We start from the raw sequence: 17,233 nt of genomic DNA, 5'->3' as shown, positions 1-17,233 counted from the left end.
GGCGCCGTCTTGAAGTCAGCTACCCTGACACTCTATGTAGGGAATACGAAACTTGCTGATTCCCAACGCTTGGGCGAGGGTTTCAGGGCACTTGAGATGAAGGATTGATATGAGAAATCCCGTAGATACCGCCATGGCTCTGGTGCCGATGGTCGTCGAGCAGACCAACCGCGGCGAGCGTTCCTACGACATCTATTCGCGTCTCCTCAAGGAGCGCATCATCTTCCTGACCGGTCCGGTGGAAGATCACATCGCCACGCTCGTGTGCGCGCAGCTTCTCTTCCTCGAGGCCGAAAACCCGAAAAAGGAAATCGCGCTCTACATCAATTCGCCGGGCGGCGTCGTCACCTCGGGCATGGCGATCTACGACACGATGCAGTTCATCAAGCCGGCCGTGTCGACGCTGTGCATCGGCCAGGCGGCCTCCATGGGCTCGCTGCTTCTGGCCGCCGGCCACAAGGACATGCGCTTCGCCACCCCGAATGCGCGCATCATGGTGCACCAGCCCTCCGGCGGCTTCTCCGGCCAGGCCTCGGATATCGAGCGCCACGCCAAGGACATCATCAAGATGAAGCGCAAGCTGAACGAAATCTACGTCAAGCATTGCGGCCGCACCTACGAGGAAGTGGAACAGACGCTCGACCGCGACCATTTCATGAGCGCCGACGAGGCGAAGGACTGGGGTCTGGTCGACCGCGTCATCACCAGCCGCGAGGCTATCGAGGGTGCTGACGGCGCATAATGTCATGGTTTTGCCGCCGATGAAGCTATTGTGACACATTTGTAAGGTTCACAGGGCTTTATCCCGGCGGCAAAGCCGCTAATATTGGCCGTTAATGCTATGTTGATTTGTGAGGACCTAGCATTCGGTATTTCGGTGGGGGATTCGTTGCCACCGGCCAGGGGTGTGTCGCCCCGTCCGGTTAGTACCCCCTAAGCCTTGACGGGCTGCGCTTCCCGAGCGTTCCGGAAAAGGCGGTTTGAGTGTCCGGCCATCTTGCGAGGGGTGGACGGCGTGCTGGAAGGAAAGTGATATGAGCAAGGTCAGCGGCAGCAACGGCGGCGACTCGAAGAATACCCTCTACTGCTCCTTCTGCGGCAAGAGCCAGCACGAGGTCCGCAAGCTTATTGCCGGACCGACCGTATTCATCTGCGATGAATGCGTCGAATTGTGCATGGACATCATCCGCGAGGAGAACAAGACCTCGATGGTGAAATCCCGCGACGGCGTTCCCACGCCCCAGGATATCATCAAGGTCCTCGACGAATATGTCATCGGCCAGCAGCAGGCCAAGCGCATCCTGTCGGTCGCGGTGCACAACCACTACAAGCGCCTGGCGCATGCCGCCAAGGGCTCGGACGTGGAACTGGCCAAGTCGAACATCATGCTGGTCGGCCCGACGGGTTGCGGCAAGACCTACCTTGCCCAGACGCTCGCACGTATCATCGACGTGCCCTTCACAATGGCCGACGCCACGACGCTGACCGAAGCCGGTTACGTCGGCGAGGACGTGGAGAACATCATCCTCAAGCTCCTGCAGGCGGCCGACTACAATGTCGAACGCGCGCAGCGCGGCATCGTCTATATCGACGAAGTCGACAAGATTTCGCGCAAGTCGGACAATCCGTCGATCACGCGTGACGTCTCGGGCGAGGGCGTGCAGCAGGCGCTTCTGAAGATCATGGAAGGCACGGTTGCCTCGGTTCCCCCGCAGGGCGGCCGCAAGCATCCGCAGCAGGAATTCCTCCAGGTCGACACGACGAACATCCTGTTCATCTGCGGCGGCGCCTTTGCCGGCCTCGACAAGATCATCTCCGCCCGTGGCGAGAAGACCTCGATCGGCTTCGGCGCGATGGTGCGTGCACCGGAAGATCGCCGCGTCGGCGAGGTTCTGCGCGAACTGGAGCCGGAAGACTTGGTCAAGTTCGGCCTCATCCCGGAATTCATCGGTCGTCTGCCGGTTCTGGCGACGCTCGAGGATCTCGATGAGGACGCGCTGATCCAGATCCTGTCGGAGCCGAAGAACGCGCTCGTCAAGCAGTACCAGCGCCTGTTCGAGATGGAAGACGTCGAACTGACCTTCCACGAGGATGCGCTGCGCGAGATTGCCCGCAAGGCCATCGTCCGCAAGACGGGCGCCCGTGGCCTGCGCTCGATCATGGAAAAGATCCTGCTCGACACGATGTTCGAACTGCCGGAACTGGAAGGCGTACGCGAAGTCGTCATCTCCGACGAAGTCGCCAAGGGCACCGCCCGGCCGCTCTACATCTACTCCGAGCGCGCAGACGAGAAGGCCAACGTTTCGGCCTGATCCGTCGCAGCATTTCAGACAGAAGACCCGCCCCGCAACGGGCGGGTCTTGTCATTTACGCCTCAGCGATCATAGGCCGCAATGGCGGCGGGCAGGGCGGCCGTGACGCCGTTACCGACCGCGGGCAGCCCCGTCAGGACGGCGCTGACGACTTCCTCGCGGCTTGCGCCGTTCGCCTTGGCTTCCGCCACATGGAAAGCAAGCCCGCTTTCCAGCCTGACGGCCGCAAGCACCGCGATATAGGCGAGCGACTGCGTCTTGGCGTCGAGCGCCGAGGCCGCGCCAAGCTTCGCCACGGCCTCCAGCCAGGCCTGACTGTGCGCCGGTGCGTCCTTCGTGAATGTCTGAAATGCGTTGCTGACGAGAGAAGTGTCGTTCACGGACGGTCCTTTCCTGATATAGTCGCCGAGATTATGGCACGTCATAAGCCCGCCGGTCTTGCGGCAGGTCAAGAAGCGCGGTTTTTCGGGTGTCCGCTGGGCGGCCGCGCGCTACATTTCGTGATTGGCCGCTTGCGCCCGGAAAGGGCATGATGCAAGGGAGCCGATGTTGCGAGAGACCGTTGCGAAACACCGCGCGGCAGGCGAATATGGAAGACCGCGAATCTGCTTGGCAAAATGCGTCGGCGGCGCCGTTGGTGGGAAGGCCGCAAGGTCCGCGACAGCGCGGAAGACTAGTGTTCCTGATGTTCGTTCGTCTGGCCGGCGGCTGGAAAGGGGCTCCCTGTCGCCGGGCTTGAAAAAGCGTTAACCGCACGCCACTTGTGGATGGAAAAGATCGCCGGCCCGGTGCCTTCAGGCGCCGATCGGTCCGGTTCCCGGAAACGGGACGTTTGAAAGGAAATGACATGACGAAGAAGACGTCTGCGCCGCACGAATCCACGGCCTTCCCGGTCCTGCCCCTGCGCGACATCGTGGTATTCCCGCACATGATCGTGCCGTTGTTCGTCGGTCGCGAAAAGTCGATCCGTGCGCTGGAAGAGGTCATGGGCACCGACAAGCAGATCATGCTTGCCACCCAGATTAATGCTTCCGACGACGATCCGGAAACCGACGCCATCTATCGCATCGGCACCGTGGCCAACGTTCTCCAGCTCCTGAAGCTGCCCGACGGCACCGTAAAGGTGCTGGTCGAAGGCCGCGCGCGTGCCGAGATCGACGGCTACACCGATCGCGAGGAATTCTACGAGGCAACCGCCCACGTTCTGGTGGAGCCGGAGGAGGACCCGGTCGAGATCGAGGCGCTGTCGCGCTCGGTCGTCTCCGAGTTCGAGAACTACGTCAAGCTCAACAAGAAGATCTCTCCCGAGGTCGTCGGTGCCGCGAGCCAGATCGAAGACTACTCGAAGCTCGCCGATACGGTCGCCTCGCACCTGTCCATCAAGATCGTCGAGAAGCAGGAAATGCTGGAGACGACGAGCGTCAAGCTGCGGCTTGAAAAGGCGCTCGGCTTCATGGAAGGCGAGATTTCCGTCCTGCAGGTCGAAAAGCGCATCCGCTCGCGCGTCAAGCGCCAGATGGAGAAGACCCAGCGCGAATACTATCTCAACGAACAGATGAAGGCGATCCAGAAGGAGCTCGGCGACGGCGAGGACGGCCGCGACGAGATGGCCGAACTGGAAGAGAAGATCGCCAAGGTCAAGCTCTCCAAGGAAGCCCGCGAAAAGGCGGATGCCGAACTGAAGAAGCTGCGCCAGATGAGCCCGATGTCGGCGGAAGCCACCGTCGTGCGCAACTATCTCGACTGGCTGACGGGTATTCCGTGGGGCAAGAAGTCGAAGATCAAGACCGACCTCAACGCGGCGGAAAAAATCCTCGACGAGGATCATTTCGGTCTCGACAAGGTCAAGGAGCGCATCGTCGAATATCTCGCCGTGCAGGCCCGTTCGACCAAGATCAAGGGCCCGATCCTGTGCCTCGTGGGTCCTCCGGGCGTCGGCAAGACCTCGCTCGCCAAGTCGATCGCCAAGGCGACCGGCCGTGAGTATATCCGCATGGCGCTCGGCGGCGTGCGCGACGAGGCCGAAATCCGCGGTCACCGCCGCACCTATATCGGCTCGATGCCCGGCAAGGTCATCCAGTCGATGAAGAAGGCGAAGAAGTCCAATCCGCTCTTCCTGCTCGACGAGATTGACAAGATGGGCATGGATTTCCGCGGCGATCCGTCTTCTGCCCTGCTCGAAGTGCTGGATCCGGAACAGAACTCGACCTTCATGGACCACTACTTGGAAGTCGAATACGACCTGTCCAACGTCATGTTCGTGACGACGGCGAACACGCTGAACATTCCAGCACCCCTGATGGACCGCATGGAAGTGATCCGCATCGCCGGCTACACGGAAGAAGAAAAGCTGGAAATCGCCAAGCGGCACCTGCTGCCGAAGGCGATCCGCGACCACGCGCTGCAGCCGAAGGAATTTTCGGTCACCGACGGCGCGCTGATGGCTGTCATCCAGCAGTACACCCGCGAAGCCGGTGTGCGTAACTTCGAGCGTGAACTGATGAAGCTCGCCCGCAAGGCGGTGACCGAGATCATCAAGGGCAAGGCACAGAAGGTCGAAGTCACGGCTGACAACATCCATGACTTCCTCGGCGTTCCGCGCTTCCGCCACGGCGAAGCCGAGCGCGAAGATCAGGTCGGCGTCGTGACGGGTCTTGCCTGGACGGAAGTCGGCGGCGAGCTGCTCACCATCGAAGGCGTCAGCCTGCCGGGTGGCAAGGGCCGCATGACGGTCACGGGCAACCTGAAGGACGTGATGAAGGAATCGATTTCGGCAGCGGCGTCCTATGTCCGCTCGCGCGCCGTCGATTTCGGCATCGAGCCGCCGCGCTTCGACAAGACCGACATCCACGTGCACGTGCCGGAAGGCGCAACGCCGAAGGACGGTCCGTCGGCCGGTATCGCCATGGCGACCGCCATCGTTTCCATCATGACCGGCATTCCGGTCTCGAAGGATATCGCGATGACGGGCGAAGTGACGCTACGCGGTCGGGTCCTGCCCATCGGTGGCCTGAAGGAAAAGCTGCTCGCGGCCCTTCGCGGCGGTATCAAGAAGGTTCTGATCCCGGAAGAGAATGCCAAGGATCTGGCTGACATTCCGGACAATGTGAAGAACAACATGGAGATCGTTCCGGTCTCGCGCATGGGCGAGGTCATCGAGCACGCCCTGCTGCGCAAGCCCGAGCCGATCGAATGGGATAGCGCTGCGGCCGAAGCGGCCAAGGTTCCGGCCGTCGAATCGTCGGAAGACAGCACCGGCGCCATCGCGCATTGAGCCCTTACGCCGGCTAAAGACCCCGGCTTTTGGACCCTGAACTTGAAAAGACCGGCCCTTTGGCCGGTCTTTTTCGTTGAAAATCGTGTGTAAAGCCCGGATTCTCAGGCGATTGCGACGAAATTTTCTTGCGGGGCGAAGGGTGATGCGTATTCTGCCCCCGACTTGTATGAGTCGTTTCAAACCGTATGAAAGGGGTGGAAACATGAACAAGAATGAACTCGTATCCGCGGTGGCTGAAAAGTCGGGCCTGTCGAAGACGGACGCAGCATCGGCTGTCGACGCCGTATTCGAGACCATCCAGGGCGAACTCAAGAACGGCGGCGACGTTCGTCTCGTCGGTTTCGGCAATTTCTCCGTATCGCGCCGTGAAGCTTCGAAGGGTCGTAACCTTTCGACGGGCGCCGAGATCGAGATCCCTGCACGCAACGTGCCGAAGTTCTCGGCCGGCAAGGGCCTGAAGGACGCCGTCAACGGCTGATCCTCAGTTCGGGCAGAGCGGTTATCCACTCCGCCGCAACACCTGACATTCAGGGTCGGGGTCCGGTTCGTCCGGGCCCCTTTTTATTTGCGGGACAAAGTCCGGGTTCGTTGCCGGCTGTCATGTCGCTGTAACACGAAAGCCGCAGAACCGCCGGGTTCCATTCAACCGGATTCCGGAGGATTCCATGAAAACCCGTTCGCTCACTGCCGCACTGGCAGCCGTGCTGGCTGCGTCCGCTGCGCCGGCCGCAAGCGCCGAGCCCGTCTTCAACCGCATCGCATCCTTTGCCGTTGCCGACAATCTGCCCGATGGCACCGAAAAGGCGACGCCGACCTCGGCCGAGATCATCGCCGCGACGGAAGACGGCAACACGCTGGTCTACTCCGACAGCCCGAACAAGGCGATCGGCTTCGTCGACATCACCGATGCGAAGGCGCCGAAGGCCGGCGGCTCCGTCAGGCTCGAAGGCGAGCCGACCTCGGTAACCGTGGCCGGCGCCAAGGTGCTGGTCGCCGTCAACACGCGTGAAAGCTTCACCAATCCCTCGGGCGTTCTGGCCCAGGTGGATCTCGCGTCGAAGGCGGTCGAGGCGACCTGCGATATCGGCGGCCAGCCGGACTCCATCGCGCTCAATAAGGACAAGACGATTGCCGCGATCGCCATCGAAAACGAGCGCGACGAGGACGTGAACGAAGGCGCTCTGCCGCAGATGCCGGCCGGCGACCTGGTGCTTCTCTCCGTCAAGGACGGCGTGGTGGATTGCGGCTCGCTCAAGCGCGTCGATCTGACCGGGCTTGCCGAAATCGGTGGCGAGGATCCGGAACCGGAATTCGTGTCCTTCAACAGTCTGGATGAAGTGGCCGTCACCCTTCAGGAGAACAACCACGTCGTCATCGTCGACGGCAAGACGGGCACAGTAAAGAGCCACTTCTTCGCCGGCAACGTCAGCCTGGAAGGCATCGACACCAAGAAGGACGGTGCGCTGAAGTTCACCGGCGAGATGAAGGATGTCGCGCGCGAGCCTGACGCCGTGAAGTGGTTGGACGACAACCGCCTTGTCGTCGCCAACGAGGGCGACTGGAAGGGTGGCGCAAGGGGCTTCACCATCTTCGACAAGCAGGGCAAGGTTCTCTACGAGAATGGCGCGGCCTTCGAGCGCGAGATCGTGAAGATCGGCCACTATCCCGACAAGCGAAACAAGAAGGGCGTCGAGCCGGAAGGCCTGGAAGCGGCGAAGTTCGGCGAGGAAAACCTGTTCTTCGTGCTGGCCGAGCGCGCCTCCATCGTCGGCGTTTACAAGGATACCGGCGGCGAGCCCGAGCTTCTCCAGCTTTTGCCCTCCGGCATCGCACCTGAAGGGGCCGTCGCCATTCCCGCCCGCAATCTTTTCGTGACGGCCAACGAGGCCGATCTGGTCGAGGATGGCGGCGCGCGCTCGCATGTCATGATCTATGAGCGTGCGGAAGGCGAGGCAGCCTATCCGCAGCTGGTCTCCACGGAAAAGGATGGCGAGCTGATCGGCTTCGGCGCTCTGTCCGGCCTTGCGCCGGTGCCGGAAAAGCCGGGCTTCGTCTACGCCGTGAACGATTCCTTCTACGCCTCGCAGCCGACAATCTTCACGATCGACGCCACGGCAAAGCCGGCGAAGATTGTCGATGCGTTGCGCATTACCCGCAACGGCGCGGCCGCCCAGAAGCTCGACATCGAGGGTATCACGCCGGATGGCGAGGGTGGCTTCTGGCTGGCCAACGAGGGCGACGCCGACAAGCTCTACAGCCATGCGATCATCAACGTAAACGCCAAGGGCGAGATCCAGATGGAGATCGCCATTCCCGCCGAACTGCGCGCGCATGAAAAGCGCTTCGGCTTCGAAGGCATCACCAGCGTCGGCGAAGGCGACGACAAGGTGCTGTGGATGGCTGTGCAGCGGGAATGGGGCGACGACGAGAAGGGTTTCGTCAAGCTCGTTTCCTACAAACCGTCGTCCAAGGAATGGGGTGCCGTGCGCTACCCGCTCGACAAGGCCGAAACCGGCTGGGTCGGCCTGTCGGAAATTACTGCCAATGGCGACTATGCCTATGTCATCGAGCGCGACAACCAGATCGGACAGGCTGCCAAGCTGAAGAAGCTCTTCCGCGTCGCTCTGGCTGACATGAAGCCGGCCAAGCTCGGTGGTGATCTGCCGGTCGTGAAGAAGGAAGAGGTCCGCGATCTCATTCCCGACCTCAAGGCCACCAACGGCTACGTCGTGGACAAGGTCGAAGGGTTCACCATCGATGCCGCCGGCAACGGCTTCGTCGTGACGGACAATGACGGTGTGGACGATTCCTCCGGCGAGACGCTGTTCTTCGGCATCGGGCCGATCAACACCATGTAAGCAGAGCGGCCCGGCGCCGGCCCCGTCAGGGGGAGGGCGCCGGCCAGCCGCGCCAGACATGAAAAGGCCGGCATCTTTCGATGCCGGCCTTTTCCGTTTTCATAATGTTCAAACTAGACGGCGTCTTGCAGGGAACGCTGGGGTGCGGCGTCGAATTCGCCGGCACGCTTGTCTCTTTCCCTTTGCAGCTCGTCGGTCTTCTCGCTGAGACAGCGGATGATTTCCTTCATGTGCTGCTTCTGCTCTTCGGTCAGTGCACTGAAGATGGCCTCGATCGTCTTGTGCTGCGGCTGCTGGGCGGCAGAAATGACCGTGCGGCCCATATCCGTAATCGAGACGATCTTGGCACGGCGGTCCTTCGGATCGGGTTCGCGCATGACCAGCTTGTCACGTTCGAGACCGTCGATCGCTTCCGTCACCGTCCTGGGTGCGAAACCAAGAGCGCAGGCGATATCCGTCGACCGCTGCGGGCCCTGACATTCCAGAAGAAGCAGGAACTTGCTGCGGGCGAGCGACACACCTTCGTCCATCATGCACTCGTTCACCAGGCGGCTGACCTGATGGTAGAGTTTGAACATGCCTTGGGAGATTTCTATCGTGCTACTCATGAGGGGAAATATAGGTATTATGAGGTACCATGTCAAATGATCACGAAGTTTTTCGGATAATTTGATCATATATATTGAACGATGACTGTAAATGCGAATGGTCAGCTGAAATGCCGCTTTTCAAGGATTTTCCCGGCTTGATCGTAACATGATGATTTCCGCTGCATAACGCTGCCGGCGCCTCCGCAGGCATTGACCCCGCTGGACGCGGAGGCGATTGTCCGGCCATGTCTTTCCGCTTCATCCACACCGCCGATCTGCATCTCGATTCGCCGCTGACATCGCTTGCGCTGCGCAATGCCGAGCTTGGCGATCTCGTGCGCGGCGCAACGCGCAAGGCGCTGGAACGCATTGTCGATCTGGCGCTGGGGGAGGCGGTCGATGCCGTGGTGATCGCCGGCGACCTTTATGACGGCTCGCAGACCTCCATGGCGACTGCGCTCTTTCTGATGGAGCAGATGCGACGGCTGGAGACGGCGGGCATTCGCGTCTTCGTCATTCGCGGCAATCACGATGCGCAATCGCAGATCACCCGCGAGCTGACCTTCCCGCCGAATGTTCATGTCTTCGATGGCCGCGGCCGGCCTGTGCTGGCAGGCACGCTGGCGAACGGCCGCGAGGTGCATGTGCATGGTGTCAGCTTCGCCAATCCGCACGCGCCAGCCTCGCTGCTGCCGACCTATCGCGCGCCCGTGGCGGACGCCATCAATATCGGCGTGATGCATACGAGCCTGGCCGGTGCCAGCCGTCATGACCCCTACGCGCCGGTCGGCATCGCTGATCTCTCCGGTCACGGTTTCGACTATTGGGCGCTCGGACATATTCACCAGCGGCGGGTGCATGCGCAAAAGCCCTGGATCGTCATGCCCGGCAATCCGCAGGGCCGCGATATCAACGAAGCCGGTCCGAAGGGCGTCACGCTCGTCGATATCGATGACGACGGCACGATCACTTGCGAGGAGCGCGCCGTCGCCGTTGCCGTGTTCGAGCGCATCGCCGTGGATCTCTCCGATATCGATGACTGGAGCGGCATGCTCGACCGGGTGGAGGCCGCACTTGGTACGGCACGCGCGGCCGCCGGTGGTGCGCATCTCGTCGCACGCCTGCTCCTGACGGGGGCGACGCCGCTCGCATGGCGCCTGCGCCGCGACGAGGACTTGCTTCTGGCCGAAGCGCAGAACCTCGCAGCCTCGCTTGGCGAATGCTGGATAGAAACCGTCGAACTTTCCGTGACGGTGCCGGCGGCAGCGACGGGCGGTGATGCCGGGCCGGTAAGCGAGCTTTCGCGGCTGATGCATGAAAATGTCGTGGAAAGCCACGCCTACCGCGAGGACCTGCGCGAAGCGCTGAGCGATCTCCTGCGACAGCTGCCGAAGGAGGCGCGTGGCCTGCTTGCTGCGGACGAGGCGGCCGAGGAAGCACTGCTGTCCGAACTGGCGCTGACGGGCGCCGATGCCGTGCTTGCCCGCCTCGGCGGCGAGGGCGGGAGGACATAGGATGCGTCTCGACCGTCTCGATCTCGTCCGCTACGGCAAGTTCACGGACCGCAGTCTCGACTTCGGCGCGGCGCGGCCGGGCAAGCCGGATTTCCATCTCGTGCACGGCCCCAACGAGGCCGGCAAGTCGACGCTCTTTTCCGCCTATCTCGACCTGCTCTTCGGTATCGAGAAATCCAGCGCCTACGGGTTCCTGCATCCCTATTCGCTGATGCGTGTCGGCGGTCTGCTCTCAATCGGCGCTTTGCAGCGGGAAGCCTATCGGCTCAAACGTAACCAGACGTCGCTCGTGACCGCCGACGACCGGCCCTTGCCGGACGGGCTCTTCGCCTCCGTGCTCGGCGGCATGGACCGCCACGCCTACCGCACGATGTTCTCGCTTGATGACGAAAGCATCGAAAAGGGTGGCGAGGACATTCTGAAAAGCGAGGGCGAACTTGGCGCGATGCTGTTTTCCGCCAGTTCCGGCCTGTCCGACATGGCCTCCGCGCTGGCGGGGCTGAAAGCGGAGGCGGATGAATTCTATCGTCCTTCCGGACGCAAGCACGGACTTTCCAATCTCAAGGCCGAGATCGAGGCGCTGGCGGCGGAGCGTAAGGCGCTCGACGTTGCCGCCCGCGACTACGGCGTGCTCATGCGCGAACGCGATGCAGCGGCCGGCCGGCTGGATGCCGCGACGGCGGCCCGCACCAGGCTACGCGGCGCGCTGGTCGAGGTGGAGCGCAGCCTTGGCGCGCTGCCGTCGCTGCGCCGCCTGCGGGCGCTGCGAGCCGAACTGGCTGCCTTCGACCTTGGCGATTCGCCGCCGCCGGGCTGGCGCGGCCTCCTGGGTGAACTGGCGCGGGAAGAAGCGGAGATCGCGGCTCGCATGGAGCATCTGGAGCGCGAGCGCCACAGGAGCGGCGACGAGCGCGACGCCCTGCCGGAGGATGACGCGATTCTGCATGCCGAGGCCGATATTCTCGCGCTGTCCGGTTCCGCGCTGGAAGCCCGTTTCCGCACCGCCGGAATGGACCTCGCTGCGCGCGAGGCCGATCGCGACCGGCTGGAGGCGACGATAGCCGATGCGCTCGTAGCACTCACGCTGGCGCCGAACACCGATCCGGCCGATCTTGTTCTGCCCGTCGGCCTCGCCGACCGGCTGATGAAACGTCTCTCGCGCCGGGCGACATTGGTGGAGCGCGCCGAGATGGCGAAGCGCGAGCATGCGGATGCGCAGAAGGCGTTGGATGCTTTCGGCGGGGACGCCGGGATGGTTGAGGGCGAAGCCGGTGGCGACGCTGCATTGCAGACCACGCTTTCCACCGCACTGCGTGCCGCCCGTGCCAACGACCTGTCGGGACGGCTGCGTGCTGCGCGGCGCCTTGCCGCCGTCGCCGCCCAGGAAGCGGATAATGCCATGGCGCATCTTCTGCCCTGGGACGGCACGCCGGACGCCTTGCGTCGGCTTGCCGTTCCCGCCGCCGGCGATGTCGATGCCCTTCGCAGGCGCAGCGAGGCTGCTGGCGAGGCACACCGCCGCCAGCACGAACAGATCGCCGCCGCCAGCCTTGACGTCGCCTCCGCCAAGGCGAAGCTCGATGCCCTGCTGGTGGTGACAGGCGCCGTGAGTGACGAGCAGACCGAGCGTCTGCGGATTGCCCGTGACGCTGCATGGCATGCCCATCGCGCGCGTCTCGACGCTTCGACGGCCGATGTCTTCGAGACGGCGATGCGCGATGACGACCGCGCGACGGAGCTGCGGCTGCGCAACGCCGACCGCCTGTCCGAAATCCGCCTGCACGAGCGCGCCGGTGCGGAAGCCGCCGCGCGCCTTGCCGTTCTCATGGAGGAGGCGGGGCGGCTGGAGCAGGGGCAGCGGGATGTCGAGGCCGATATTGCCGCGCTTGCAGGTGGGCTGGGTCTTGCGGAAAGCCTGTCGCCGTCCGAGGTGCTGGCATGGCTGGAGCGTCGGACGGCAGCGCTTGCGGCAGCCGACGATCTTGCCCGCTGCAAGGTCGAGGCTGATCTTGTCGGCGCTGAGGCACAGGCCCTTGCCGAACGGCTTGCCCCGGCACTCGGCGTCGACGTGGACGAGATGCCTTTCGACGAACTGCTCGTTCTGGCCGAGGATCGGTTGGAGGCGCTTCGCGCGTCCCACGCCGCGCGGCTGGCCGCCGCGGATGCCCTTACACGGGCGCAGGCGGACGTCGAGGCGCGGCGGCTGGCGGCGGACGAGGCGGCGGCCGACCTTTTGGCATGGCAGGACGCCTGGAATGCGGATGTTGCGGGCACCTGGCTTGCAAGCGATACGGCCGGCGACGAGCCCGACCGGCTGGCCGTGCTGCTGCCGGCCCTTCAGGCGCTTGCCCAGAATATCGAGCGCAGGGGCGAGCTCGATCACCGCATCGCCGCCATGCGCCGCGATCAGCAGGATTACGCGAACCGAGCCCACAGCCTTGCCGAACGGCTGAACGAACCCTTCGACGAGAACGATTGCCTTTCCGTCGTCGCCGGTCTTTCCCGTCGCCTTGGCGACGCCAGGAACATGCGCGAACGGCGGGAGGCCATCGACAAGACGCTGGCGCGGCTCACGGAAGAGGAGGGGGCGCTGGAGGAGCGGCGCGCCGCGCTCGTCGCCCACCTTTCGGAAATCTTCACCTTCCTCGGTTGCGACAATCTTGCGGAGGCAGCAAGCCTTCTCGAAGCCTACCGCCAGCGGGATGATGTGCTCTCCCATGTCACGGATGCCGCGCGCAGTCTCGTGGAGCAAATGCACACGGATACCGTCGATGAGGCGGAGGCGCTGCTGGCGGCGCTGGACGGCGACCAGCTTCAGGCGGAAAAGGCCGATCTCGCCGTGCAGTTCGATGCGCTCGACAGCGAGGTGCAGGAGCATCATCTGGCGCGTGTGCGGGCGGACGAAGCGCTCGCGAAGGTCGCCGGCAGCGACGAGGCGGCGGCGCTGGAGGAACGGCGCCGCACCACGCTGATCGAGCTTGCGGAAAAATCCCGCCGGTATCTGGCGACCCGCGCCGGAATCATGGCGGCAGAGCAGGCCTTGCGCCTGTACCGCGAACGTCACCGCAGCGCCATGATGCAGCGGGCTTCCGACACGTTCCGCGATATCACCGGCGGTGAATATGCCGGGCTGTCCACGGTGCTTGAAAAAGACGGCGAGTTTCTCGTGGTCAATGCCGCCGCCGGCGGCTCGAAACTCGCCAAGGATCTCTCCAAGGGCACACGCTTTCAGCTGTATCTGGCGCTGCGTGTCGCCGGCTATCACGAGATTGCCGCCAGCCGCGAGATCGTGCCCTTCATCGCCGACGACATCATGGAAACCTTCGACGACCGCCGGGCGCTGAACACGCTCAGGGTGATGGGTGATATGGCGATGGGCGGGCAGGTGATCTATCTCACCCATCACCAGCATCTGCGTGATCTTGCGCGCGAAGCCTGCCCGGATGTCACGATCCATGAATTGTGAGGGCTGAAACGTCGGATCGTCAAGGAAGCGTTAACGCCGCGAACTTGACTTGGCGGGCCGTAAATGGTTCTTGGCGCACCATCGGCGCCGCTGCGAAGCCTGCTTCGCGTCCGCAATGCGTGGAGAAAACGGACGGGCATGACGATCAGGACCGGGAAAGACTGGACGGCTTGGGAGCGGGGTTTTGCACCCGTCGGCTTTCTTGTGCTGGTTTTCACCCTGTTCCTGTCGCAGTTTTCCCTGCCTGAGAATACGCCCACCGCCGCACATCCGCAGCCGACAGCCGCCGAAGGCGGCGTCGCACCGTCGCCGCTATCCACCTCCGCTGACGACCTTTGGTTCCCCGCGAGCGGCCATGCCGAGCGGCGGGCCGCCAAGGCCAAGGCCGGTCTGCCTGAGGGCGATGCCGGCGGCAAGGCGTTGCTCTCGGCGAGCGGTGCGTGGCTCTATCCCTTTGAAACCGCTCTCGATGTGGTTTTTCACGCTGCTGACGATGTGGCGCCGGCTCGCTCCGGCCACAGCGCCTTCCGCAGTCGTGCGCCTCCGGCCCTTGTTGCCTGAGGCTCCGTGGCGCTGGCCGCGCCGCGCCATTCGATAAATACCGCTCCCACGGACGGCGCCGGCTTTCAGTCGCGCCTTTCCGGCAGTCGAACTGGAACAAACCCATGAAAACTTCCAAATGGGCACTGATCGTCTCGACCCTTCTCATCCTCTTCGGGATGCTTGCGGCCGTGCCGAACGTGCTGACGCCTGAACAGCAGGCGAAATACGGGCGCTACCTGCCCGCCAACCCCGTCACGCTCGGGCTTGACCTGAAGGGCGGCTCTCACCTCGTTCTGGAGGTGGATTCTGCGGCCCTGCGCAAGGCGCGCATGGATGCGCTGCTGAACGATACGCGCGCCATCCTGCGCACGGCCGGCGAACGCGCCTCCGCCGCGCGCCTGAACGGCACGACGCTGACCGTGACGCTGCCCGACCAGGCCGCCCTCGACAAAGTCCTGCCTGAAGTGCGCAAGCTCGCCACGCCGACATCCACGCTCGGCTTCGGCACCGGTTCCTCCGATATTGATGTGGCGACCAGCGGCCAGGTGATCAACGTCACGCTGACGGAAGCCGGTATCAACGAGCGCATGTCTGCCGCCGTTGAGCAGAGCCTGGAGATCATCCGCCGCCGCGTCGACCAGGTCGGCGTTGCTGAGCCGCTCATCCAGCGTGTCGGCGGCGACCGCATTCTCGTCCAGCTGCCCGGCCTCCAGGACCCGACGCGTCTTCGCCAGCTGCTCGGCTCGACCGCGCAGATGAGTTTCCACATGGTCGACCAGACCGTGGATCCGAACGGGGTCGCGCCGCGTGGCGTGATGATCCTGCCCGGCGCCAACGACAATAACAAATACGCCGTCGAAGAGCGTGTCGCTATTTCGGGCGACCGTCTGGCCGATGCCAAGGCCGGCTTTGACCAGCGTACGAGCGAGCCGATCGTTTCATTCAGCTTCGATTCCACCGGCGCACGCCAGTTCGCGGAAATCACGCAGGCCAATGTCGGCAAGCCTTTCGCCATCGTTCTCGATGGCAAGGTTCTGACCGCGCCCGTCATCCGCGAGCCGATCATCGGCGGCCAGGGCCAGATCTCGGGTAACTTCAACCCGCAGGAAGCTACCGTGCTTTCCGCGCTCCTGCGTTCGGGCGCGCTGCCCGCACCGCTCACCATCATCGAAGAGCGCACCGTCGGCCCGAACCTCGGTTCGGACTCGATCCGCATGGGTCTCTACACCGGCCTTGCCGGCCTTGCCGCCGTCGTGGTCATGATGCAGGTGCTCTACGGTTCGTGGGGTCTCATCGCCAATCTCGGTCTGGTGCTGCACACGATCCTGACGATCGGCCTGCTTGGCATTCTCGGCTCGACGCTCACGCTGCCGGGCATTGCCGGTATCATCCTCGGCATCGGCATGGCGGTGGACGCCAACATCCTCATCAACGCCCGTATCCGAGAAGAAACCGCGGGCGGGGCAGGCGCCATGAAGGCGCTCGATGTCGGCTTCAACAAGGCCTATGCGACCATCGTCGATGGCAACATGACGACCATGGTCGGCATGATCCTGCTCTTCATGTTCGGCTCGGGCCCGGTTCGCGGCTTCGCCATCACCATGATCATCGGTCTGGCGATCTCGATGTTCACTTCGATCACCTTCGTGCGCTTCCTGATGCGCGAGGCGGTGATCTGGCGCAAGATGAAGAAGATCGAGATTCATTCGATCTTCGGCAAGACCTGGAGCATGCCGACTTTCTCCTTCATGCGCGGCCGCTATATTGCGATTGCCATGTCGGCCTTCATCTCGACGAGTTCCATCATCCTGTTCTTCACGCCGGGCCTCAATTACGGCATCGACTTCGTCGGCGGTATCCAGGTTGAAGCAACGTCCAAGACGCCGATCGATCTGGGGCCGCTGCGTTCCAAGATGGAGGGCCTCAACCTGGGCGAAGTGGCGTTGCAGGAATTCGGCCAGGGCACGTCGGTTCTCGTGCGCGTCCAGCGTCAGCCGGGCGGCGAGGAGGTGCAGACTGCAGCCTTGCAGAAGATCCGCGACGGTGTCGCCGAAGTCATTCCGGATGCCAGCTTCGAGCGGACGGAAGTGGTGGGCCCGACGGTCAGTACCGAGCTCGCCCGCTCCGGCTTCCTCGCCGTGGGCCTCGGCATGGTGGCGATCCTGATCTACATCTGGTGGCGCTTCGAGTGGCACTTCGCGGTGGGCGCCATCGCGACGCTGATCCTCGATATCACCAAGATGATCGGCTTCTTCGCGCTGTTCCAGATCGACTTCAACCTGACGGCCATCGCGGCCGTGCTGACGCTGATCGGCTATTCGGTCAATGACAAGGTTGTCGTGTATGACCGCATGCGAGAGAACATGCGCAAGTACAAGACGATGCCCTTCTCGGACCTGATTGATCTGTCGATCAACCAGGTGGTCATGCGATGCATCTTCACCTCGGTTGCCGTTGCCGCCTCGCTGCTGCCTATGGCGATCTGGGGTGGCGACACGGTCAAGCCCTTCGCCTGGCCGATGCTGTTCGGCGTCATCGTGGCGACGACCTCGTCGATCTATATCGGCGGTCCGATCCTCCTCTTCCTCAACCGGTACTGGAAGGATCGCAGCGCAACCCGCACGGCCGGCACGCCCGGAACGCCGGCTGCGGAAGCCTGAGATACGAACGGGC

11 protein-coding genes are annotated in these 17,233 nt (G+C 63.3%); 9 read left to right on the top strand and 2 right to left on the bottom strand.

The genetic code is table 11. The features are described 5' to 3' along the window. Positions 1–109: 109 nt before the first annotated feature. Both MNR02_RS10695 and clpX read left to right on the top strand, forming a co-directional pair. Entirely contained in the window at positions 110–742 is a 633-nt protein-coding gene (locus MNR02_RS10695) for an ATP-dependent Clp protease proteolytic subunit (RefSeq protein WP_241596484.1), read from the top strand. Positions 743–1,034: 292 nt separating this feature from the next. Continuing rightward, on the top strand, positions 1,035–2,312 hold the full coding sequence (gene clpX / locus MNR02_RS10690) for an ATP-dependent Clp protease ATP-binding subunit ClpX (RefSeq protein WP_134650951.1): 1,278 nt from the start codon (positions 1,035–1,037) through the stop codon (positions 2,310–2,312). Between the two features lie 62 nt (positions 2,313–2,374). Here the strand turns inward: clpX and MNR02_RS10685 are convergent, their stop codons facing one another. Next, the gene (locus MNR02_RS10685) at positions 2,375–2,692 is read right to left on the bottom strand and encodes a carboxymuconolactone decarboxylase family protein (RefSeq protein WP_241596482.1); all 318 of its coding nucleotides are present in this window, start codon (positions 2,690–2,692) and stop codon (positions 2,375–2,377) included. 467 nt (positions 2,693–3,159) lie between these two features. Between MNR02_RS10685 and lon the strand changes: the two genes are divergently transcribed. From lon to MNR02_RS10670, 3 genes are all read left to right on the top strand, one after another. Continuing rightward, the gene (gene lon / locus MNR02_RS10680) at positions 3,160–5,586 is read left to right on the top strand and encodes an endopeptidase La (protein ID WP_241946764.1); all 2,427 of its coding nucleotides are present in this window, start codon (positions 3,160–3,162) and stop codon (positions 5,584–5,586) included. A 205-nt stretch (positions 5,587–5,791) separates the two neighbouring features. Continuing rightward, on the top strand, positions 5,792–6,067 hold the full coding sequence (gene hupB / locus MNR02_RS10675) for a DNA-binding protein HupB (RefSeq protein ID WP_023516583.1): 276 nt from the start codon (positions 5,792–5,794) through the stop codon (positions 6,065–6,067). Between the two features lie 187 nt (positions 6,068–6,254). Further along, positions 6,255–8,447, top strand: a complete 2,193-nt coding sequence (locus MNR02_RS10670; RefSeq protein ID WP_241946763.1) for an esterase-like activity of phytase family protein — start codon at positions 6,255–6,257, stop codon at positions 8,445–8,447. A gap of 113 nt (positions 8,448–8,560) precedes the next feature. On the opposite strand, the gene MNR02_RS10665 is transcribed toward MNR02_RS10670, so the two are convergent. Beyond that, entirely contained in the window at positions 8,561–9,055 is a 495-nt protein-coding gene (locus tag MNR02_RS10665) for a MarR family winged helix-turn-helix transcriptional regulator (RefSeq protein WP_306424433.1), read from the bottom strand. Between the two features lie 227 nt (positions 9,056–9,282). Between MNR02_RS10665 and MNR02_RS10660 the strand changes: the two genes are divergently transcribed. The 4 genes from MNR02_RS10660 (at position 9,283) to secD (ending at position 17,220) form a co-directional block, all read left to right on the top strand. Further along, positions 9,283–10,551, top strand: a complete 1,269-nt coding sequence (locus MNR02_RS10660) for a DNA repair exonuclease (protein ID WP_241946762.1) — start codon at positions 9,283–9,285, stop codon at positions 10,549–10,551. Position 10,552: 1 nt separating this feature from the next. Further along, the gene (locus MNR02_RS10655; RefSeq protein WP_241946761.1) at positions 10,553–14,017 is read left to right on the top strand and encodes an AAA family ATPase; all 3,465 of its coding nucleotides are present in this window, start codon (positions 10,553–10,555) and stop codon (positions 14,015–14,017) included. Between the two features lie 138 nt (positions 14,018–14,155). Next, entirely contained in the window at positions 14,156–14,578 is a 423-nt protein-coding gene (locus MNR02_RS10650; RefSeq protein WP_241946760.1) for a hypothetical protein, read from the top strand. Between the two features lie 104 nt (positions 14,579–14,682). Further along, on the top strand, positions 14,683–17,220 hold the full coding sequence (gene secD / locus MNR02_RS10645; RefSeq protein ID WP_241946759.1) for a protein translocase subunit SecD: 2,538 nt from the start codon (positions 14,683–14,685) through the stop codon (positions 17,218–17,220). The last annotated feature ends 13 nt before the right edge of the window (positions 17,221–17,233 follow it).

It is taken from the genome of Shinella sp. H4-D48 (genome assembly GCF_022637395.1).
GTDB lineage: Bacteria > Pseudomonadota > Alphaproteobacteria > Rhizobiales > Rhizobiaceae > Shinella > Shinella sedimenti.
The sequence above is the reverse complement of the archived record's forward strand: the minus strand, read 5'-3'. Positions and strand labels throughout refer to the sequence as shown.